Raw genomic sequence first — 16,747 nt, 5'->3', positions numbered from 1 at the left:
GGCGGCGTGTGCTTCACGACCTATACTGGTTATTATACCTCCCCATATTCAGGCCAGAAAGCGACTTGGATCATACTTGATCTGCCAATGATGTGATAAGGTGGGAAATCAGGACTTAGTAAATACTAAGGAGGATTTAAGGTTGAAGAAACACAGAAGCAAGCGGAGAACCGCTTTGCGGATATTGATGATTGGCCTGCTGCTAATCGTCCTGCTCATAGGAGGCGGATTCGTCTTCCCGACATGGACTCCAGGCATTAAAGGAAGTAACAGTATAAGTATTCTGCAGCAGATTGAGATTAACGGCACCAGGCAGGAAGTGATGATACGGGGGAAGGACCGGAGTAATCCGCTGGTGATTTTTGTGCATGGCGGGCCAGGGGTCCCGGAGACTCCGTATGTACGGAAATATCAGAATCTGCTGGAGCAGAATTTCACGGTTGTCCAGTATGATCAGAGGGGCAGCGGGAAGTCCTATCATTTCTCCGAGGATTATTCGAATTTGACTTCAGAATTATTGGTGGAGGACTTATTGGCCCTCACAGAATATCTTGAGCAGGAGTTTGACCAGAAAAAAGTGCTGCTGATCGGCCACTCCTACGGTACATACATAGCAACACAGGCGGTAAGTAAGGCGCCGGACAAGTTCAGTGTCTATATCGGGATTGGCCAGACGGCCAATTGGGTTAACAGCGAGCTGGAAAGTCTGCAATTCATGATCGATCAGGCGAGGCTTGCCGGCAATAACGCAGAGGCGGAGGAACTGGAGCACTTGAGGGAACCGGTTACATCAGGAGACGCGATTAGTCCCCGTGACAAAATCAGCAAATACGGCGGTTCAGTAAGACAGATTGACGACATCACGGATCTCTTCAAAGGTTTATTGTTCGGAACGGAGTATAATTTGCTGGATGCCGTCCGCTTTTTCAAGGGGAACTCGATCTCGGAGCTTAACCTGCAGCCAGAGTTGTCAGAGCATGATATTACGGAGCTGGTGGATCACATGGATATCCCCGTATATTTTGTCATGGGGAAGTATGATCTGATGACCTCGGTGAGCGAGGCGCGCAAATACCTGGATGAGCTGGAGGCGCCGTATAAGGAGTTCGTGGTGTTCGACCAGTCGGCGCATTATCCGCAGTTTGAAGAGAAAGAGAAGTTTGCACAGTGGCTGAACGAGACATGGGCTAAATTACCGCAATAGCGTACGTTCTCTGGGCGGCACACTAGCGATTGCAGCGGGAGCTGAGAAGAAAACGGCGCACTATCCTAATCCAAGGACGGTGCTGCCGTTTCTTTTTGTATACAGTATCCTGAGCTGCTGAAATTGCAGCTTGAAGCCGCTGTAGCGCAGCTTGCGCAAAGGCCATTGTATAAGTCTTTTAGCAAAAATATACTGTAACTGTAAGGAGAAGCGCAGGAGGCGATGGGCGATGAAAATTACAATTGAGAACGTTCCGGAGGGCGGGGAGCCTGAAATTATCCTAAGGTGCAACAACCCGGATGATTCCTTGCTGAGGCTGATCTACTCTGTGAACTCCAGCTCCAGAAAGCTAATCGGGATGAGCGATTTGCAGCTGCATATCATTAGTCCAAGGGATGTGTATTACTTCGAGGCGGTTGATCATAAGGTGTTCATTTATTGCCACGAGAAGGTGTACGAATCCCGGCTGAAGCTGTATGAGCTGGAGATGGATTACGAGCATGGGGATTTTTTCAGAGCATCCAAATCGACCATCCTGAATGTTGCCCGAATCCAATCACTCAGCCCGGTGCTATACGGCAGATATGAGGCGCTGCTCCAAAACGGTGAAAAGGTCTATATCTCCAGACAATATGTCCCTGTGCTTAAACACAAATTAGGGTTATAGCGAGGCTGCCAAAGTATATATTTAGGAGGAAGGATCATGATTAAAACCAGTAAATATCTATCTTTTTTCGTGAAGGATCTGTTAGTCGCTTGCGGGTTTCTGACGGTGCTTGCGGCGGTTGTGCTGGCTCTGAGCTCTACGGAGACGATCAGTGGTTCGCTGCTTGTGCAGCTGTTCCTGGGGGCTTCGGCGTTTACCTGTTTCAGATACGCGCTGGTGAATACGCATGAGGTGGCAAAAACGGCACAAACGATAAGCTTCTATATTTTTTACATTCTTGCTGATTTGTTTGTGATCCTCTGGCTGTGGCTGTTCGCTGACGGCCCGCTGATGGATAAAGGCGTGCTGGTGCCGTTCGTCATCGTGATTCTGGTGGTTAAAGCCATGGTGTACACTATGATGCATATCGACGGCAAAAGGGAAGCCAAGCAGCTGAATCAGAAGCTGGATGAGTATAAGAAGGACGGGGACAAATAAGCAATAAGAAGGTAGCGGTTAGCCTCAGCAAGTGCAGCCTTATAAGCGAATATTCGAAAGCCGCCCCGGTGCCGGATCTGCCAGGGAGGCTTTTTATTTTGGTTTATTTTATTTCGAAAACACACAATAATCCTGTTACCATTCTGCAAATTAAGCGTAACTAAGACGGTGTTATACATAATCTACCATGGAGCTGATATCATGCTGCTTAACAGATCATCACTGATAGAGATGATGAATGGTACGGGTGAACCAGAAGTCCGGCTTGAGAGATCACTTGATTTGTACCTGGAGCGGTTCGGACAGCTTGAGCCGCAGATCCGCGCTTTTGTTCCTGAAGCGGACGCTGAACTACGGCTTGGCCTGGAAAAAGCGCTGCTGCTGCATACTTACAGCGAAGCGGACAGCAAACCAGCCTTATTCGGCATTCCTGTGGCGGTTAAGGACTTGCTGCATGTGGAGGGACTGCCTACCCGGGCCGGTTCGCAGCTACCCGCTGACCTGTTAACCAGACCAGAGGGCTCTTTGGTCCTAAGACTCCGCTTCCTTGGCGCATTGATTGCCGGGAAGACAGTAACCGAGGAATTTGCCTATAACGGGCCTATTGCAACGCGTAATCCGCATAACACCGCGCATACTCCCGGCGGGTCAAGTGCAGGTTCAGCGGCAGCGGTTGCTGCGGGAATCTGCCCGCTGGCGGTCGGTACCCAGACGCTGCGCTCAGTCATCGCTCCTGCATCCTTCTGCGGCGTGGTCGGATTCAAGCCGAGCTATGGCCGGGTTCCGCTGGACGGGGTGCTGCTGCTCTCGCCTTCTTTTGACACCATCGGGTTCTTCACTCAAGATTTGCCTGGAATGGAGGCAGCAGCAGCTCTGCTTGTACCGGATTGGGAGGCCATTCCCGCTATATCTGCCCGCAAGCCGGTCCTCGGCGTTCCTGCCGGGGTGTACATGGAGTTAATGAGTCCGGAAGTAAAAGCTGTCTTCATCGCTCAGATAGGGATACTCGAACAGCTGGGCTACCAAGTCCGCCACGTGGATATGCCCTGGAAGGATGAATTCATCTATGGAGATGCCATGATTCGGTTTATCGAGGGAGAGCTGGCGCGGGAGCATGAACATTGGTTCGCGGAGCATAGGGAGGAATACGGACTTCCAGTTCAGGACGCTATCGTTAGAGGCAGGCAGATTCCGGATGAGGAGCTGGAGCAGTACCGGGGACAGCAGATGATTCTGCGGCGTGATCTGAAGGAACTTATGGTTCAAGAGGGGATTGACCTGTGGGTGTCGCCGGCCCAAGGAGGCACGGCGCCCAAGGTAGAGGAGAATAATACAGGCTGGGCAGGAATGGCGGCAATCTGGGGATTCGCCGGATCGCCGTCAATCAGTCTGCCGGCTGCAACGATCGGGAGTATGCCGCTCGGCTTCCAGTGCATCGGCACCCATGGAGAGGACGAGACACTGCTGGCTTGGGCGCGGGAGCTCTGGCCGCACATTGCTTACAATAGTGCAGAAGCTCTTAATTCCCGCTAATGTGGAGGTTTTCGGATTCAAGCTGACTAGCTTTGATTCAATTTCTCTACTTGAGCATAAGCTTCCAGCAATTTCTCCACAGGGATATCATTAATCCGCAGGCCGGAGATTTCACATTGCGAGATATTTACGCCGTACAGATCACAGCCGGTGAAATGGCTTCCTGACAGATCGCAGCGCTCGAACTGAGCGGGCTTACCAGAGGCTCCCAGACTCGTATCATGAAAATGCACACCATCCAATGCAGCCAGAGCAATTTCGCTGCCGCTTAATCTGGAGTCGGCAATCAGTATGCCGGTCAGATTAAGATTCGTGAATTTCGCACCGCTCAGGTTGCAGTCCGTAAACAGGCTGCCGTGCAGATTGCTGTTATTGAAGCTGGCCGTCGCAAGATTCATGTTGTAGAAATCAGCCTTATCCATTGCACAGTTCTCAAATTCCGCTCCGGAGAGCCGCTGATCTTCAAACCGGATTCCCTGCTCCTCTGGAGCTGCCAGGGATCCGGTTATTTTTTCATAGCCGTATTCATCCGGGGATTCGTAGATTCGCATATACCCGGATTTTTCATAGAAATAGTGGTTGCTTAGCTGTTTGCTTGAGGTTTCCAGCTTCCATGTACGCATTGCAGGATACTGCTCTTCAAGGAAGGAGAGAATCTTCGAACCGTAACCCCGGCCTTGATAGGACGGATCGATGTAAATTTTGTCTACCCGGGCATGTCTGCCTACTATATGTACGTTTGCACCACCAATGATCTGCGAGCCGTCTTCAATTACATAATAATCAGTTTCTCTTATGGCATACCTGTGTTGCTCAATTGAATCATAACCCGGCGGGCGGAGATTGTTGTCCTGCAGCGCTTCCCCCGGCAGCCAGCGCTGCATTTCCCGGTCAAATGTTCTTTTCATAACCGCAGCCAGTTGTTCGGCATCTTCTGGCACAGCTCTGCGAATTTTCATAGCGTTCACTCCAGTTGGGTAATAGAATTATCTACAATTATAACGAAGCCTGCAGCGGAATGCCGGACAGAAATTGCGGATGTTTGGAAATCAGATAAGCTGTTGCCGAAGATAGAATGCTCAATGTGGAGAATAGGCGGGGGAGCGCTGAAATATGCCTGGATTATACCGATGCATTAAATGCTGAACAAGGCTGTGTGAGCTGAAGAACGTAGGCTTTTCTGGATACGGCTTATTATGAATCTATTCGCATGGACGGTTACCCCGAATCTCCCCGGCTTGCGCTCCATACATACCTTTGCCCGCTATGCCGGCCCGGATCGCGAAAATCCTGTACGAAATACAACATTTCCGCTAGAATATCAACCCAAATCCCAAATTGTTGTATAAAATACAGCATTTTCTCTCCGCCAAGCTAATTAACGGGGAGATTCTTGTATTTCGTACAACAATTCTCCTAAACTCTCAGGTAACTCTGCATTCGAGTTGTAATCCGTACAACATTTAGCTACCTCCCGTTTAACCGCGGGCTGTTCACCGTTGCTTTGGGATAAAAAAATGCCCTTTAGCAAAACGGAAGCGGACTGTTCCCGTTACGCTAAAGGGCTGCTTCCGTTACGCTAAAGGGCTGCTTCCGTACGCTAAAGGGCAGCTTCCGTACGCTAAAGGGCTGTTCCCGTTATGCTAAAGGGCAGCTTCCGTACGCTAAAGGGCAGCTCCCGTTACGCTAAAGGGCTGCTTCTACTTGCCTGCAGGCTTAGGGGCGCGGCGCTTCAGGAAGCGCACGTCTATCTCGCCGCTGCCAGCTGTATTAGGCTTCAGGCCAAGGGGGAAGGCGTTCCGCTTCAGCAAGGACTTCACCTGGCCGGGCGTCAGGCAAGGGCGGAGCTGCAGCAGCTGCGCCGCTGCACCGGACACGATCGGCGTGGAGATGCTGGTGCCGGATAGCTTGAAATACTTCCTGCCAACCTTGTTTCCCGGCAGCTCGCGGACCAGCTGGGAGCCGGGTGCGCGCAGTGAGATCACCGAATCGCCGGGGGCAACAAGATCGGGCTTCACCTTACCGCCGGGAGCCGGTCCTCGGCTGGAGTAGACGGCGATACGGTCGTCCTTTTGCGTCACCGTCCGGCGGTCATTCACCGCTCCGACGGTGATGGCGGAGGGACTGATTCCGGGCGACTCAACCGTTCTGCGCCCGGGTCCGCTGTTGCCGGCGGCGATGACTACAGTGAGTCCGGCGTTGACGGCTTTCTCAACCGCCTGGACAAGGATATCGTCCTTGGCAGAAGGGTTCACCGGTCCGCCGAAGGACATGGACAGGATGCGCAGCTTCAGTTTTTTGCGGCGGACTATGCACCATTCAATGGCTTTAATGATGGTGGAGTCATAACCGTCGCCGTTTTTGTCCAGCACCTTAATTCCGACGATCCCTGCCTCGGGTGCCGGCCCTCTGTATTTACCTTTGCTGGACCAGCCGTTCCCTGCGGCATCGCCGGTAATATGTGTGCCATGCCCGTTATCGTCATACGGACACTTCCGGTGATTGATATAATCCTTGAAGGCAATAATCCGGTTCACAGGCCGGGTCAGATCGGGATGCGGATACACACCGGTATCGAGCACGGCGATATTGATGCCTTTGCCGGTAAGCCCTCTTGAACGCTGAACGGCGGTGGCACCAATGGACGGGGTAGCGATATTTAAGGTGGTTTTTTTGATGCCATCAAGATAGACCTTGTGGACCCCGTTCCAGCAGCATACCTGCTCCAGACATCTCAGCGTAACCCGGGAGGCAACTGCGCGATGCAGGGGCAATTGATGTTTAATTGGAAAAGCGTGTGTCCCCAGATGCTTCTGCAGTGCCTTCATTCTGGCTGGAGTCAGCGGATGCTTGAACTGTATAATGACCGGAATGGCAGCCGGTTTCACGGTGGATGTATAGGACTTGCGGATCTTTTGCTTCAGCGGACGGTTAAGCTTGGCGGCATGATGCTGAACCCATAACTTATCAGTCATTAATGTGATCACCTCTATGGAAGCATAGTATGCGGCCGGGTGATCAGTGGGTACGAATCTATTAATATAGGACACTGCTACATTTCTATGAATATCAGGCAATAACGCGTGTCGGCCGGTTCTTCAGTTGCATTTACTACTGTATCCCAGCAGAAAGTGGTGAAGCAATTGAAAGAATCAGAGAAGAAAGCACTAATGGCAAAACGTCTCCTTATGGCCAAAAAAGCAAAAGCATCGGCGGTAGTAAGACCCAAGAGACGGCGGATCAAACAGGTTCTCACCAATTTCATCGTGCTCGCAGTAAATAACAACAATGTTCCTTATGAAACGCAAGGCTGGACGGCTACGTTGACCCGAAGCTCAGGCACGGTTACCACCGCACAGTTCGATGAATTCGGTGTAGCCCAATTTAACACAATCAGCACTCTGACAACTATCAGCTACACCCTTAGAATTATTGATGCGGATAATGTTCAGCGTACTCAGAAATTCGTCCCTGCCAACCGTGAGTTCTTCGTAGCCCGTTTCTAAAAGGCCGGCGCGTCCTGTTCTATACGGGGCGTGCTTTTTTTCGTGCGGGTTCATGGAGTGATGGATAGCTGAGACTATCCGCTGATACAAATACGGCGGGAAGAATGCTGGAGACAATCAACCTTGAGCTGGAGTCTTTTTAAAATAATAAATACTATAGAGGATCAGCGGAATGACCAGGAAGTTGGCCAGCTGAATATAGAGTAGATAGTCGAGCAGCTTGAACATATCGAACAAATCCCGCGAGAACAGGTACGAGAAAAGTATCGTCAGCGCGCAGACATAATGCTCCTTGAACCGGATCTTCAGGCCCGACAGCCGGATCAGCTCCATCAGTGCAAAGAAGCAGACGATATAACGGATGAACCAGCCGGCGACCACCTGCAGCATGACGAATAGCTCACCCGCCTCCAGGAAGCCAAAAGCACTGATAATCTGGGTCTGTGTCAGCTTGGGGAACAGCAGATTGACTGCCCGGTCCGGCCCGAAGGTAGTAATGACGCCAAGCATCGAGAAAATCTGCATCTGGATAATGAACAGCAGGGCAATCGACGTATGCAGGAGCAGCTTGGATTTGTCCCGCACACTGTCCAGGTAAGGGATCATAATGGTGACACAGCTCAGTGCGCCGAGAATCTTCAGGGTGCTCAGCAGCAGTGCAGGGGTTACTCCATGCTCCAGGATCGGATAGATATACTTCATGTCTTTGTATTTATGAGTCAGGAAGGCGAGCAGCATACCGGACAGGCTGATGAAGAAGATCACCACAATTGTCGTAATCGTTACGGAAGCAATCCCTTTTTTGACCACATAGACCGTCGCTACCGCAGTCACCAATATAAAGACCCATACAGGCGTGAACAGCTGGAAACCGGTGTGAATGACACTGGCCTCGGCGCCCGCACTCTCAAATATAGTTAATAGAAGGGTCAGCAAAAACAGCACGGAAAAAAAGCCGCCGCCCCATTTGCCGAGCGATTTCGCATAGATGTCGAGCAGGTTATAATTTTTAGTCCTCTTCTTAATCGTCAGAATAACCCACATGTAAACAAGAATACAGGCTGAAGCGGCAATCATGGCAATCCAGGTATCTCTTCCGCCTAGCCGGATGAATGACGAGGGGAAGGTCTTAAGAGTGACAATCGCCAGGCTGCAGATGATGAAAAACAGATGTTTGGAGTTCATACTTCCCACTAGTACGCCTTCTCTCAGAAAAATCTAGACTTAACCTCTAGTATGGTCCGCTGTAAGGAATATTATTCCGGGAATCCGGCATACTATCCCTACCACTTAAGAAGGGCGGGAAACCGGATGACCGTACAGGCGAGTGAGCTTTCCTCTATACTAAGCGGCTGCTTTGATTTCATTAAGAGGGATATCGTGATGAACGATGCTGTCATTACTCTCTTTTATATAGAGACCATTTGTGATTCTACCTATATCAGCCAATATATTATCGAGCCGCTGTCGCAGGCGTCAGGGGGGGTTACCAGCAGGGAAGAGGTGGGTAAGGCCATCTATGCCGCTAAATTCGGGGAGGTCCGGGATGCGGACGAGGCGCTTGAGCATCTGCTGGCAGGTGATCCGGTGCTGATTTTTGAGCAGCTCCAGTATGCTGTTTATTTTGACGCCCGCAAGCTGGAATCCCGTCCGGTCGAGAAATCGCAGTTCGAAGCGTCGCTCGTCGGCTCGAACGAGAGCTTCAATGAGCTGCTGGTCAACAATGTCAGCCTGATCCGCAAACGCATGGCTACGCAGACGCTGAAGATCGAAAGCCATATTCTGGGTAAGCAGTCGAAGACGCAGGCGGTTCTGCTCTATGTGGAGGGGACGGCTCCAGAGGATCTTGTCGCGACTGTCCGCCAGAAGCTGGAGGCTATGGACAATGAATTCGTGCTGGGCGCACAGTATGTTGCGGAAGCCTTAAGTCCGGGCAAGACGCTGTTCGATACCATAGGATACACCGAGAAGCCCGATGCGATAGTCGCCAAGCTGTTTGAGGGCAGAATCTCCGTAATTGTGAATGGTACGCCGTTTGCACTGACCGCGCCCTGTTTCTTTTTTGAGAACCTGCAATCCCCGGATGATTATGCCACCAACAGGCTGTTTGTTACGCTGCTGCGCTGTGTGAGATTCGGCTCGGTGCTGGTATCGCTGCTTCTGCCGGGATTCTATGTGGCGCTGACAACGCATCACTTCTCGCTGATTCCTTCGGCGTTTGTGTTCAAGCTTGCCGTGTCCCGTTCGGGAGTGCCTTTTCCGACAGTGGTGGAAGCGGTCCTGATGTTCCTGTTCTTCGAGCTCTCCCGGGAAGCGGGACGGCGGCTGCCGCATCAGATCGGACAAGCGCTCAGCATTGTAGGTGCCCTGATTCTGGGCGATGCCGCTGTCGGCGCCGGACTGGCTTCCCAGGCTACGGTGGTCGTGACAGGGATTTATGCCATTACCTCGTTCATTAATCCGCGCCTGACCTCGGCCATTTCTGTATGGGCAGTGTTCTCTATCATCATGTCTGCCTGCTTCGGGCTGCACGGCTTCTATCTGGGATTCATACTGCTGGTGGCCCATCTGGGATCGCTGAGATCCTGTGATTATCCGTATCTGTTCCCGCTGGGCACCGAGAAATCGTTCCGCGCCGCCAATCTGGATGTGCTGGTCCGGGGACCGCTGAGCAAAGTATCGAAACCCTTCCTGTACCGGGGCAGAAAATGATCACGGCACTCCGCAGAAAAGTACTCGTCACACTGATGCTGGCGGTGCTGCCCCTCCTGCTGGCTTCCTGCTTGGGCTACAGGGATCTTGACCACATCGCATTCGTGACCTCGATTCTGATTGATCAGGATGAGGAGGAGAATCTCGTTTTTTATTTTGAGACGCTGAACTCCATCCGCAACTCCTCCAAAGAGGCGAACCAGGAGGAGCGGATTGTATATAAAATAGCGACCCAGAATCCGGGTGATGCAATCAACCGGCTGGAGACCCACACCAGTGCCCCGGTTACCCTTGCCCACAACAAAGTAATCCTCTTCACGGAACGCTTTGCGGCGGGCGGGCTGGACCAGGCATTTGATATTTTTGACCGGTGGCAGGAATCCAGCACACGTACACTTCTGGGCGTGTATGTAGGAGAGACAGAGGATTTCATCAAGCCCAACCACGAGGAAGAGGTTATGACCGGCCTGTATCTCTATGATATGCTGGGCAACAAAGCATCCGTAACCTCCTATGGCGTCAAGCTGAACATCAAGGAGTTCATGAATCAGAAGATTATCGGTGATCATGTGAATTCCATGTCGATCATGAATGTGTCCAAGGATAAGGATACCAAGGGGCAGTATTTCCTGGACGGCCTGGCGCTGATTAAAGAATATAGAATGGTAGGCAGACTGAGCAGCGAGAAGTCCATCTACTTCAACTTCCTGCTCGATAACGAGGTGTCGGGCAATATCAATACGCAGAATCCCGAGGACCGGACGAAGACGGTGAGCCTGCTGCTGCAGAATAACCGCTACAAGTCCAGGCTCGATTATAAAGACGGCATGCTAAAGATGGAGATCATCCTTAAGCTGAACACCGATGTATCCTTAATCCAGGGGAAGCTGAAGCTGAACGAGGAGAACATTGCGAAGCTGGAAGCGTCCATGGCAGCGAAGATCAGAGCCGATTGTCTGGCGCTGTTTAAGGATTGGAAGGATAAAGGGACCGATATTTTTGATATCCAGGAGAAGTTTGACCGGAAATATCCCAAGCTCGCCGGCCGGAATATCATCGGGAGTACAGAGCTCGACCTTAAGATTGCGGTAGATATTAACGGCACGACAACGCTTAGGGATGCGGAATAGCAATATGATAATTATAGAAGCTGTTATCACGGCCATAAGGGCTGAGGTTACAGCTTCTTTAGGTATGACAGATTTCATGCCGCGAATGAGCGGTTTGTACGGTCTTCTGTAGCTTTTGTCAAGATTAAATGCGTGATATTTATAAAATATTGTTCGATTATACAAACCAATCCGCAAATTTTAGCTATAATGACAATAAACCTGCCATGAACATTTCAAAGCCGGAGCATTAAAGATATAATGTGGCCATAGGTATAGGTATGATACAGTGCGGAACTGCCCGTAATTACGCAGCCTAAAGATGCCAGCGAAAGGTCTGAGGATGATGAGCCTGGAAGCCTTGAATGAACGTGTGAAGACCGATCTTTCCTACCTTGCCTATGGCGGCACGGACTGGGTACGCCCTCTGGAGCATTCTGAAGGCCATGTCTATGATGTTGTGATTGTGGGCGGGGGGCAGAGCGGATTAGGCGCAGCCTTCGGCCTGCTGCGTGAACGGATATCCAACATTCTGATTATTGATGAGAACAGTGACGGGCAGGAAGGTCCTTGGGAAACGTACGCGCGGATGGTGACTCTGCGCACGCCCAAGCATTTGACCTCCATTGATCTGGGCATTCCATCGCTCACCTTCCGCTCCTGGTGGGAAGCGCAGAAGGGAACAGCAGCCTGGGATGAATTAGGCAAAATCCCCCGCGGCGACTGGATGAATTATCTGCGCTGGTACCGGCAGATTCTGCAGCTGCCGGTGATCAATGAGGTGCAGCTTAAGCTGATCGAGCCGGGTGAGGACGGGATCTACCGGCTGCGGATTGCCGGAGCGGGTGCCCCGTCCGGTCTGCTGCTGACGCGTAAGATCGTACTGGCCACAGGTATCCAGGGCGGAGGCGAGTGGCATGTCCCGCCGATGATTGCGGAGCATCTGCCGGAGCATCTGTATGCACATACCTCGCAGAAGATTGATTTCACCGCTCTCCGCGGCAAGCGGGTAGCGATTCTCGGCGGCGGGGCCTCGGCCTTCGACAATGCTAACTTCGTCCTTACTGAAGGAGCGGCGGAAGTGCATGTGTTTGTCCGCCGCGAACAGCTGCCGAATGTCAATCCGATCCGCCAGATGGAGGTTTCGGGCATGATTGAACGGTTCCATGCCTTAGGGGATGCAGATAAATATGCGGTGATCTCGCATTTCTTCAATTATAATCAGCCGCCAACGAACGACACCTTTGCACGGGCGGCGGCCTGGCCCGGCTTCCGGCTGCATCTCGGTTCTCCCTGGCATAGTGTGGCGGCTTCCGGAGAAGAAGCGGCAGTGACTACGCCTAAGGGTGAATTCAGCTTCGACTTCCTGATTGTCAGCACCGGGCTGCTCAGTGATCCCGCCCTGCGGCCGGAGCTGCAGCAGGTCGAAGCTCATATTGCCCGCTGGTGCGACCGTTATGAGGCGCCGGCCGGAGCGGCGAATGCGCTGCTGGACGCGCATCCGTACCTCAGCCCGGGGTTTGCGCTGCAGAGCCGGGATGAGGCAGGCCGCAAGCTGCTGCATGGAATATTCATCTTCAATTATTCGGCCCTGGCCAGCTGCGGCTTGTCGGCTTCGGCGATCTCCGGCCTGAAGAATGCGATACCGAAGCTTGTCTGTGGTGTAGCCGACCAGTTGTTCATGGATGACCGCCAGCAGACCCTGCAGGCGTATTATGATTACGACGAGATTGAGTTTACCGGCAAATAATACAAGAAGAGGCTGTACCGGGGGTCAGGAAGACCTTTGGTACAGCCTTTGTGCTGTGGAGCGTGTCCAGAGAATTGGCCTGGTCTTACATGCTGCTGCCTGGCAGCCGGGTCTAGGTTGTGATCCTGGCATACACCGCGAAGAACAGCGCCAGCTCGCCCATGATCAGCACATTCGGAACATGGATTACGAGATCCAGCACGTAGAAGCAGATCAGGATAGCGGTGAGCAGCGCCAGATGCTTAGCCCCCAGCCGGTGCTGCTTATGTCTGAAGACATGGAAGACCAGTGTAGTCGAAGCGAAGTAGAGCAGGACTGAGCCGAAGAGCAGATTCAGCATCAGGTCATAATGAAGCTTATTCAGGAAGAGCAGCTGGATCGATGCGGCAAGCATACATAACGACAGATAGATAAACAGATGTCCGTAGATAATGGTCTGTCCGGCCGTTTGAATATGCATATCCACCTTCTTCTCCAGGTTATCATAATACTGCCACCACATCGCGATAATCAGTACGAAGGTGAGGGCGGCGAAGCCGACAGATTGTCCGGTCCAGGTACTGGACTGCAGTACGGCAAGAATGCTGACGACAGATTCACCCAGGAGAATTAAAGCGAACAGTGAGAACCGCTCCAGCAGATGATGGGTATTGGCAGGAGTCTTCACAAGAATCCGCCGGCCGGTCAGCGGGAGGATAATATCCAGCGCAATCCCGGCGTACAGCACGGCATACCGGAGCCAGGAATCGAAGAACAGCGAACAGGCCGAAATCACCAGTCCGATCCAAAAGCGTGTTCCTAAATAACGGGCGGTATTCCGCAGATGGCCGCTTTCTTTGGAATGTGCGTAGTGATACTGGACGGCGGTCATGATCCGGAGTCCGAGATAGCCAATCAGAAACGGCAGATAGTTGGCATCGAAATCCACAGACAGGCTGGCTGTCATGATCAGCACGAAGAATAATTGGATGATCAGAAAAATCCGGTGTGCCACCGTATCCTGTCCATAACGGTTGACGAAAAGCGTCTGGCCTACCCAGGCCCACCAAATCGGAATGAAGATCAGTACGAATTTGCCCAGTGTCTCAAGAGAGAGAACCTCGTCTTCTACATGCAGGAGCACATGGCTGGCCTTGGAGACCGCAGCGACAAACAGCAAATCATAGAAGAGCTCCAGCCAGGTTACTTTTTTGATAATCATTCTGCAAGCCTCCTTTGCCGTATGTTTACCGGAGCAGTCCGGTTAACAAGTATAATAAAGGCTCTGGATAGAAGAAGGCAAGACAGCAGGTGGATTAATCCAGGTTCATTCCGGCGGCAATTGACCTGGGCTGCGCTCTCACGGATAATATAGAGGTTCATATTCTTTACAGGATCGGGGTAGAAGCATGTCATATCGTAATATGGAAGAATGCATTATTGACTTGGAGAAGCACGGGCATTTAATTCGCATACATGAGGAAGTTGACCCGCATCTGGAGATGGCGGCGATCCATATGAAGGTCTATGAAGCGGGCGGTCCCGCGCTGCTGTTCGAGAATGTCCGGGGCTCGAAGTACCGCGCGGTATCGAATCTGTTCGGGACGATCGAGCGCAGCAAATTCATCTTCCGGGATACCTGGCAATCCTCCCAGGATGTTATCGCTTTGCGCAGCAATCCCATGAAGGCGCTCAAGCAGCCTTTCAGATATATTGGAACCGCCCTTGCAGCCAGAAAAGCACTTCCGCTGAAGAAACAGGGCAGTGCTCCTGCCGGTTTCGAGGAGATTCAAATCTCCGATCTTCCCCAGATCAAGCACTGGCAGGGAGACGGAGGGGCATTTGTTACGCTTCCGCAGGTGTATTCGGAAGATCCGGACAAGCCGGGGATCATGAACTCCAATCTTGGGATGTACCGGATTCAGCTTAGCGGCAATGAGTACGAGATGAATAAAGAGGTCGGTGTGCATTACCAGATTCACCGCGGCATCGGCATACATCAGTCCCAGGCCAATAAACGCGGCGAGCCGCTCAAGGTGAGCTGCTTCATCGGCGGGCCTCCGGCGCATACGCTGTCGGCGGTGATGCCGCTGCCGGAGGGCCTCAGCGAGATGACCTTTGCCGGCCTGCTGGCCGGACGCCATTTCCGCTACACCTATGTGGACGGATTCTGCATCAGCAGTGATGCCGATTTCGTAATTACCGGGGAGATTCATCCCGGTGAGACGAAGCCGGAAGGTCCGTTCGGGGATCATCTGGGCTACTACAGCCTGACCCACCCGTTTCCGGTGATGAGAGTGCATAAGGTCTACGCCAAGCGAGGGGCCATCTTCCCGTTCACGGTCGTCGGCCGTCCGCCGCAGGAAGACACCGCCTTCGGAGAATTGATTCATGAGCTGACGGGCGGGGCAATTCAGTCTGAGATTCCCGGCGTTAAGGAAGTTCATGCCGTAGATGCTTCTGGCGTGCATCCGCTGCTATTCGCCATCGGCAGTGAACGCTATACACCTTATCAGCAGCTTAAGCAGCCGGCGGAGCTGCTGACCATCGCCAACCGCATTCTCGGAACCGGACAGCTCAGTCTGGCGAAATATCTGTTCATCACTGCAGAAGAGGACCAGCCGGTCAGCACGCATGATATTGAAGGTTTCCTGACGTATATCCTGGAGCGGATTAATCTGCACCGCGATATTCACTTCCAGACGAATACCACCATAGATACACTGGATTACTCCGGCACCGGAATCAACAGCGGCAGTAAGGTGGTATTCGCTGCGGTAGGCGAGCAGAAGCGGAGCCTATGCACGGAGGTGCCTGAGATTCTGCAGGCACAGCAGAACTGGGGACCGGCTGCCATGATTATGCCTGGCATTGTGGCGCTGCAGGGCAAGCCGTTCGCGGATTATCAGTCAGCCGCGCAGGAAATCGCCAGCTTGTGTGCTGCCATTGCAGAGCAGGGGCCGCTCGATTCCTGCCCGATGATCATTCTGTGCGACGACAGCGGGTTCATGTCAGAGCATCTGAACAATTTCCTGTGGGCGACCTTTACACGGAGCAATCCCTCCCATGATATCCACGGAGTGAACAGCAGGGTGGAGCATAAGCACTGGGCCTGCGATAATATCATTATCGATGCCCGGGTGAAGCCGCATCAGGCGCCGCCGTTAATCCCGGACCCTGAGGTGCAGAAGAATATACAGCGGGTATTTGCTCCCGGAGCCAGCTTGGGCGGTATGCGGGGATAGAATGTGCTTACTCCCTTACGGGCACCTCGACTTTAATGTATTCACCTTCACTGTTTAAGACGGCGATTGCCTCTGCTGTAGGGATATCATTAATGGCGTATAGCTTGCTGCCTTCAGAGAAGGTAGTGGAGAAGTTGTTGGGAGTATCTGCGATAGGCTCCAGGGACTGCAATGTGATTTCGCCGATTTGTTCCCCTACATCAGTAACCAGTGTTTTCGTAATTTGATAGATCCGGTCATTCCATTTGACACATGGAAAGGCAATGGACCCCGCAGTGCGGACCTCTACGTGTTGGCTAGAGGGACCCGGCTGCGGGGTTTGTACTTCTTGGCCGGCAGATGAGCAGGCAGCGAGGAAAATTATGCTTGCGGCAACAATGAACTTCTTCATTCGTCTGGTTTGCTCCTTTCAGTAAGCTTATAGATGGAATAACGTCACTTAATTCTGCCCATATCTCCGATATCCCGTAAGATGGGTTAAATTAAGTGTTGTTTATCCAACTGCAACTCCAATGAGGAAGATTTCCCCGGAATTAGTTGACGTTTATCCACTTGTTAGCTTGTC

14 protein-coding genes are annotated in these 16,747 nt (G+C 52.1%); 9 read left to right on the top strand and 5 right to left on the bottom strand.

The annotated features are described in order from the left end of the window. The first annotated feature begins 142 nt into the window (after positions 1 to 142). The 4 genes from MHI42_RS09210 to MHI42_RS09195 all read left to right on the top strand — a co-directional run bounded on the left by MHI42_RS09210 (position 143) and on the right by MHI42_RS09195 (position 3,881). The gene (locus MHI42_RS09210; protein ID WP_342423577.1) at positions 143 to 1,204 is read left to right on the top strand and encodes an alpha/beta hydrolase; all 1,062 of its coding nucleotides are present in this window, start codon (positions 143 to 145) and stop codon (positions 1,202 to 1,204) included. A gap of 229 nt (positions 1,205 to 1,433) precedes the next feature. Then, entirely contained in the window at positions 1,434 to 1,871 is a 438-nt protein-coding gene (locus tag MHI42_RS09205) for a LytTR family DNA-binding domain-containing protein (protein ID WP_171718579.1), read from the top strand. A gap of 36 nt (positions 1,872 to 1,907) precedes the next feature. Continuing rightward, positions 1,908 to 2,348 (top strand): hypothetical protein, encoded by a 441-nt coding sequence (locus tag MHI42_RS09200; RefSeq protein WP_342423576.1) that lies wholly within the window; start codon positions 1,908 to 1,910, stop codon positions 2,346 to 2,348. 201 nt (positions 2,349 to 2,549) lie between these two features. Beyond that, a complete protein-coding gene (locus tag MHI42_RS09195; protein ID WP_342423575.1) occupies positions 2,550 to 3,881 on the top strand; it encodes an amidase in 1,332 nt (443 codons plus the stop codon). Between the two features lie 26 nt (positions 3,882 to 3,907). On the opposite strand, the gene MHI42_RS09190 is transcribed toward MHI42_RS09195, so the two are convergent. Together MHI42_RS09190 and MHI42_RS09185 are read right to left on the bottom strand one after the other, a co-directional pair. After that, positions 3,908 to 4,840: a GNAT family N-acetyltransferase gene (locus tag MHI42_RS09190; protein ID WP_342423574.1), complete on the bottom strand. Its 933-nt coding sequence runs from the start codon at positions 4,838 to 4,840 to the stop codon at positions 3,908 to 3,910. Between the two features lie 741 nt (positions 4,841 to 5,581). Then, positions 5,582 to 6,856, bottom strand: a complete 1,275-nt coding sequence (locus MHI42_RS09185) for a S8 family peptidase (RefSeq protein ID WP_342423573.1) — start codon at positions 6,854 to 6,856, stop codon at positions 5,582 to 5,584. 195 nt (positions 6,857 to 7,051) lie between these two features. Between MHI42_RS09185 and MHI42_RS09180 the strand changes: the two genes are divergently transcribed. Continuing rightward, complete coding sequence (locus MHI42_RS09180) at positions 7,052 to 7,387, top strand: hypothetical protein (RefSeq protein ID WP_052421773.1); 336 nt, start codon at positions 7,052 to 7,054, stop codon at positions 7,385 to 7,387. Between the two features lie 117 nt (positions 7,388 to 7,504). Here MHI42_RS09180 and MHI42_RS09175 read toward each other — a convergent pair whose 3' ends face one another. Next, positions 7,505 to 8,572, bottom strand: a complete 1,068-nt coding sequence (locus MHI42_RS09175) for an endospore germination permease (RefSeq protein WP_042140976.1) — start codon at positions 8,570 to 8,572, stop codon at positions 7,505 to 7,507. A gap of 126 nt (positions 8,573 to 8,698) precedes the next feature. Between MHI42_RS09175 and MHI42_RS09170 the strand changes: the two genes are divergently transcribed. The 3 genes from MHI42_RS09170 to MHI42_RS09160 all read left to right on the top strand — a co-directional run bounded on the left by MHI42_RS09170 (position 8,699) and on the right by MHI42_RS09160 (position 12,958). Then, on the top strand, positions 8,699 to 10,099 hold the full coding sequence (locus MHI42_RS09170) for a spore germination protein (protein WP_342423572.1): 1,401 nt from the start codon (positions 8,699 to 8,701) through the stop codon (positions 10,097 to 10,099). Next, positions 10,096 to 11,229 carry a Ger(x)C family spore germination protein gene (locus MHI42_RS09165; protein ID WP_342423571.1) on the top strand — a complete coding sequence of 378 codons (1,134 nt, stop codon included), beginning with the start codon at positions 10,096 to 10,098 and terminating at the stop codon, positions 11,227 to 11,229. The genes MHI42_RS09170 and MHI42_RS09165 overlap by 4 nt, the downstream gene beginning before the upstream one ends. Before the next feature lie 325 nt (positions 11,230 to 11,554). Next, positions 11,555 to 12,958 (top strand): NAD(P)/FAD-dependent oxidoreductase, encoded by a 1,404-nt coding sequence (locus MHI42_RS09160; protein WP_342424709.1) that lies wholly within the window; start codon positions 11,555 to 11,557, stop codon positions 12,956 to 12,958. A gap of 112 nt (positions 12,959 to 13,070) precedes the next feature. Here MHI42_RS09160 and MHI42_RS09155 read toward each other — a convergent pair whose 3' ends face one another. After that, positions 13,071 to 14,159, bottom strand: a complete 1,089-nt coding sequence (locus MHI42_RS09155) for a low temperature requirement protein A (protein ID WP_342423570.1) — start codon at positions 14,157 to 14,159, stop codon at positions 13,071 to 13,073. A 187-nt stretch (positions 14,160 to 14,346) separates the two neighbouring features. On the opposite strand from MHI42_RS09155, the gene MHI42_RS09150 reads away from it, so the two are divergent. Beyond that, positions 14,347 to 16,182 carry a UbiD family decarboxylase gene (locus MHI42_RS09150; RefSeq protein WP_342423569.1) on the top strand — a complete coding sequence of 612 codons (1,836 nt, stop codon included), beginning with the start codon at positions 14,347 to 14,349 and terminating at the stop codon, positions 16,180 to 16,182. Positions 16,183 to 16,189: 7 nt separating this feature from the next. On the opposite strand, the gene MHI42_RS09145 is transcribed toward MHI42_RS09150, so the two are convergent. Further along, complete coding sequence (locus MHI42_RS09145) at positions 16,190 to 16,573, bottom strand: hypothetical protein (protein ID WP_342423568.1); 384 nt, start codon at positions 16,571 to 16,573, stop codon at positions 16,190 to 16,192. Between the last annotated feature and the right edge of the window lie 174 nt (positions 16,574 to 16,747).

The organism is Paenibacillus sp. FSL E2-0178 (assembly GCF_038593005.1).
Classification (GTDB): domain Bacteria; phylum Bacillota; class Bacilli; order Paenibacillales; family Paenibacillaceae; genus Paenibacillus_AQ; species Paenibacillus_AQ phytohabitans.
Note: the sequence above shows the minus strand (reverse complement) of the source record. Positions and strands in the feature narration are given on the sequence as shown.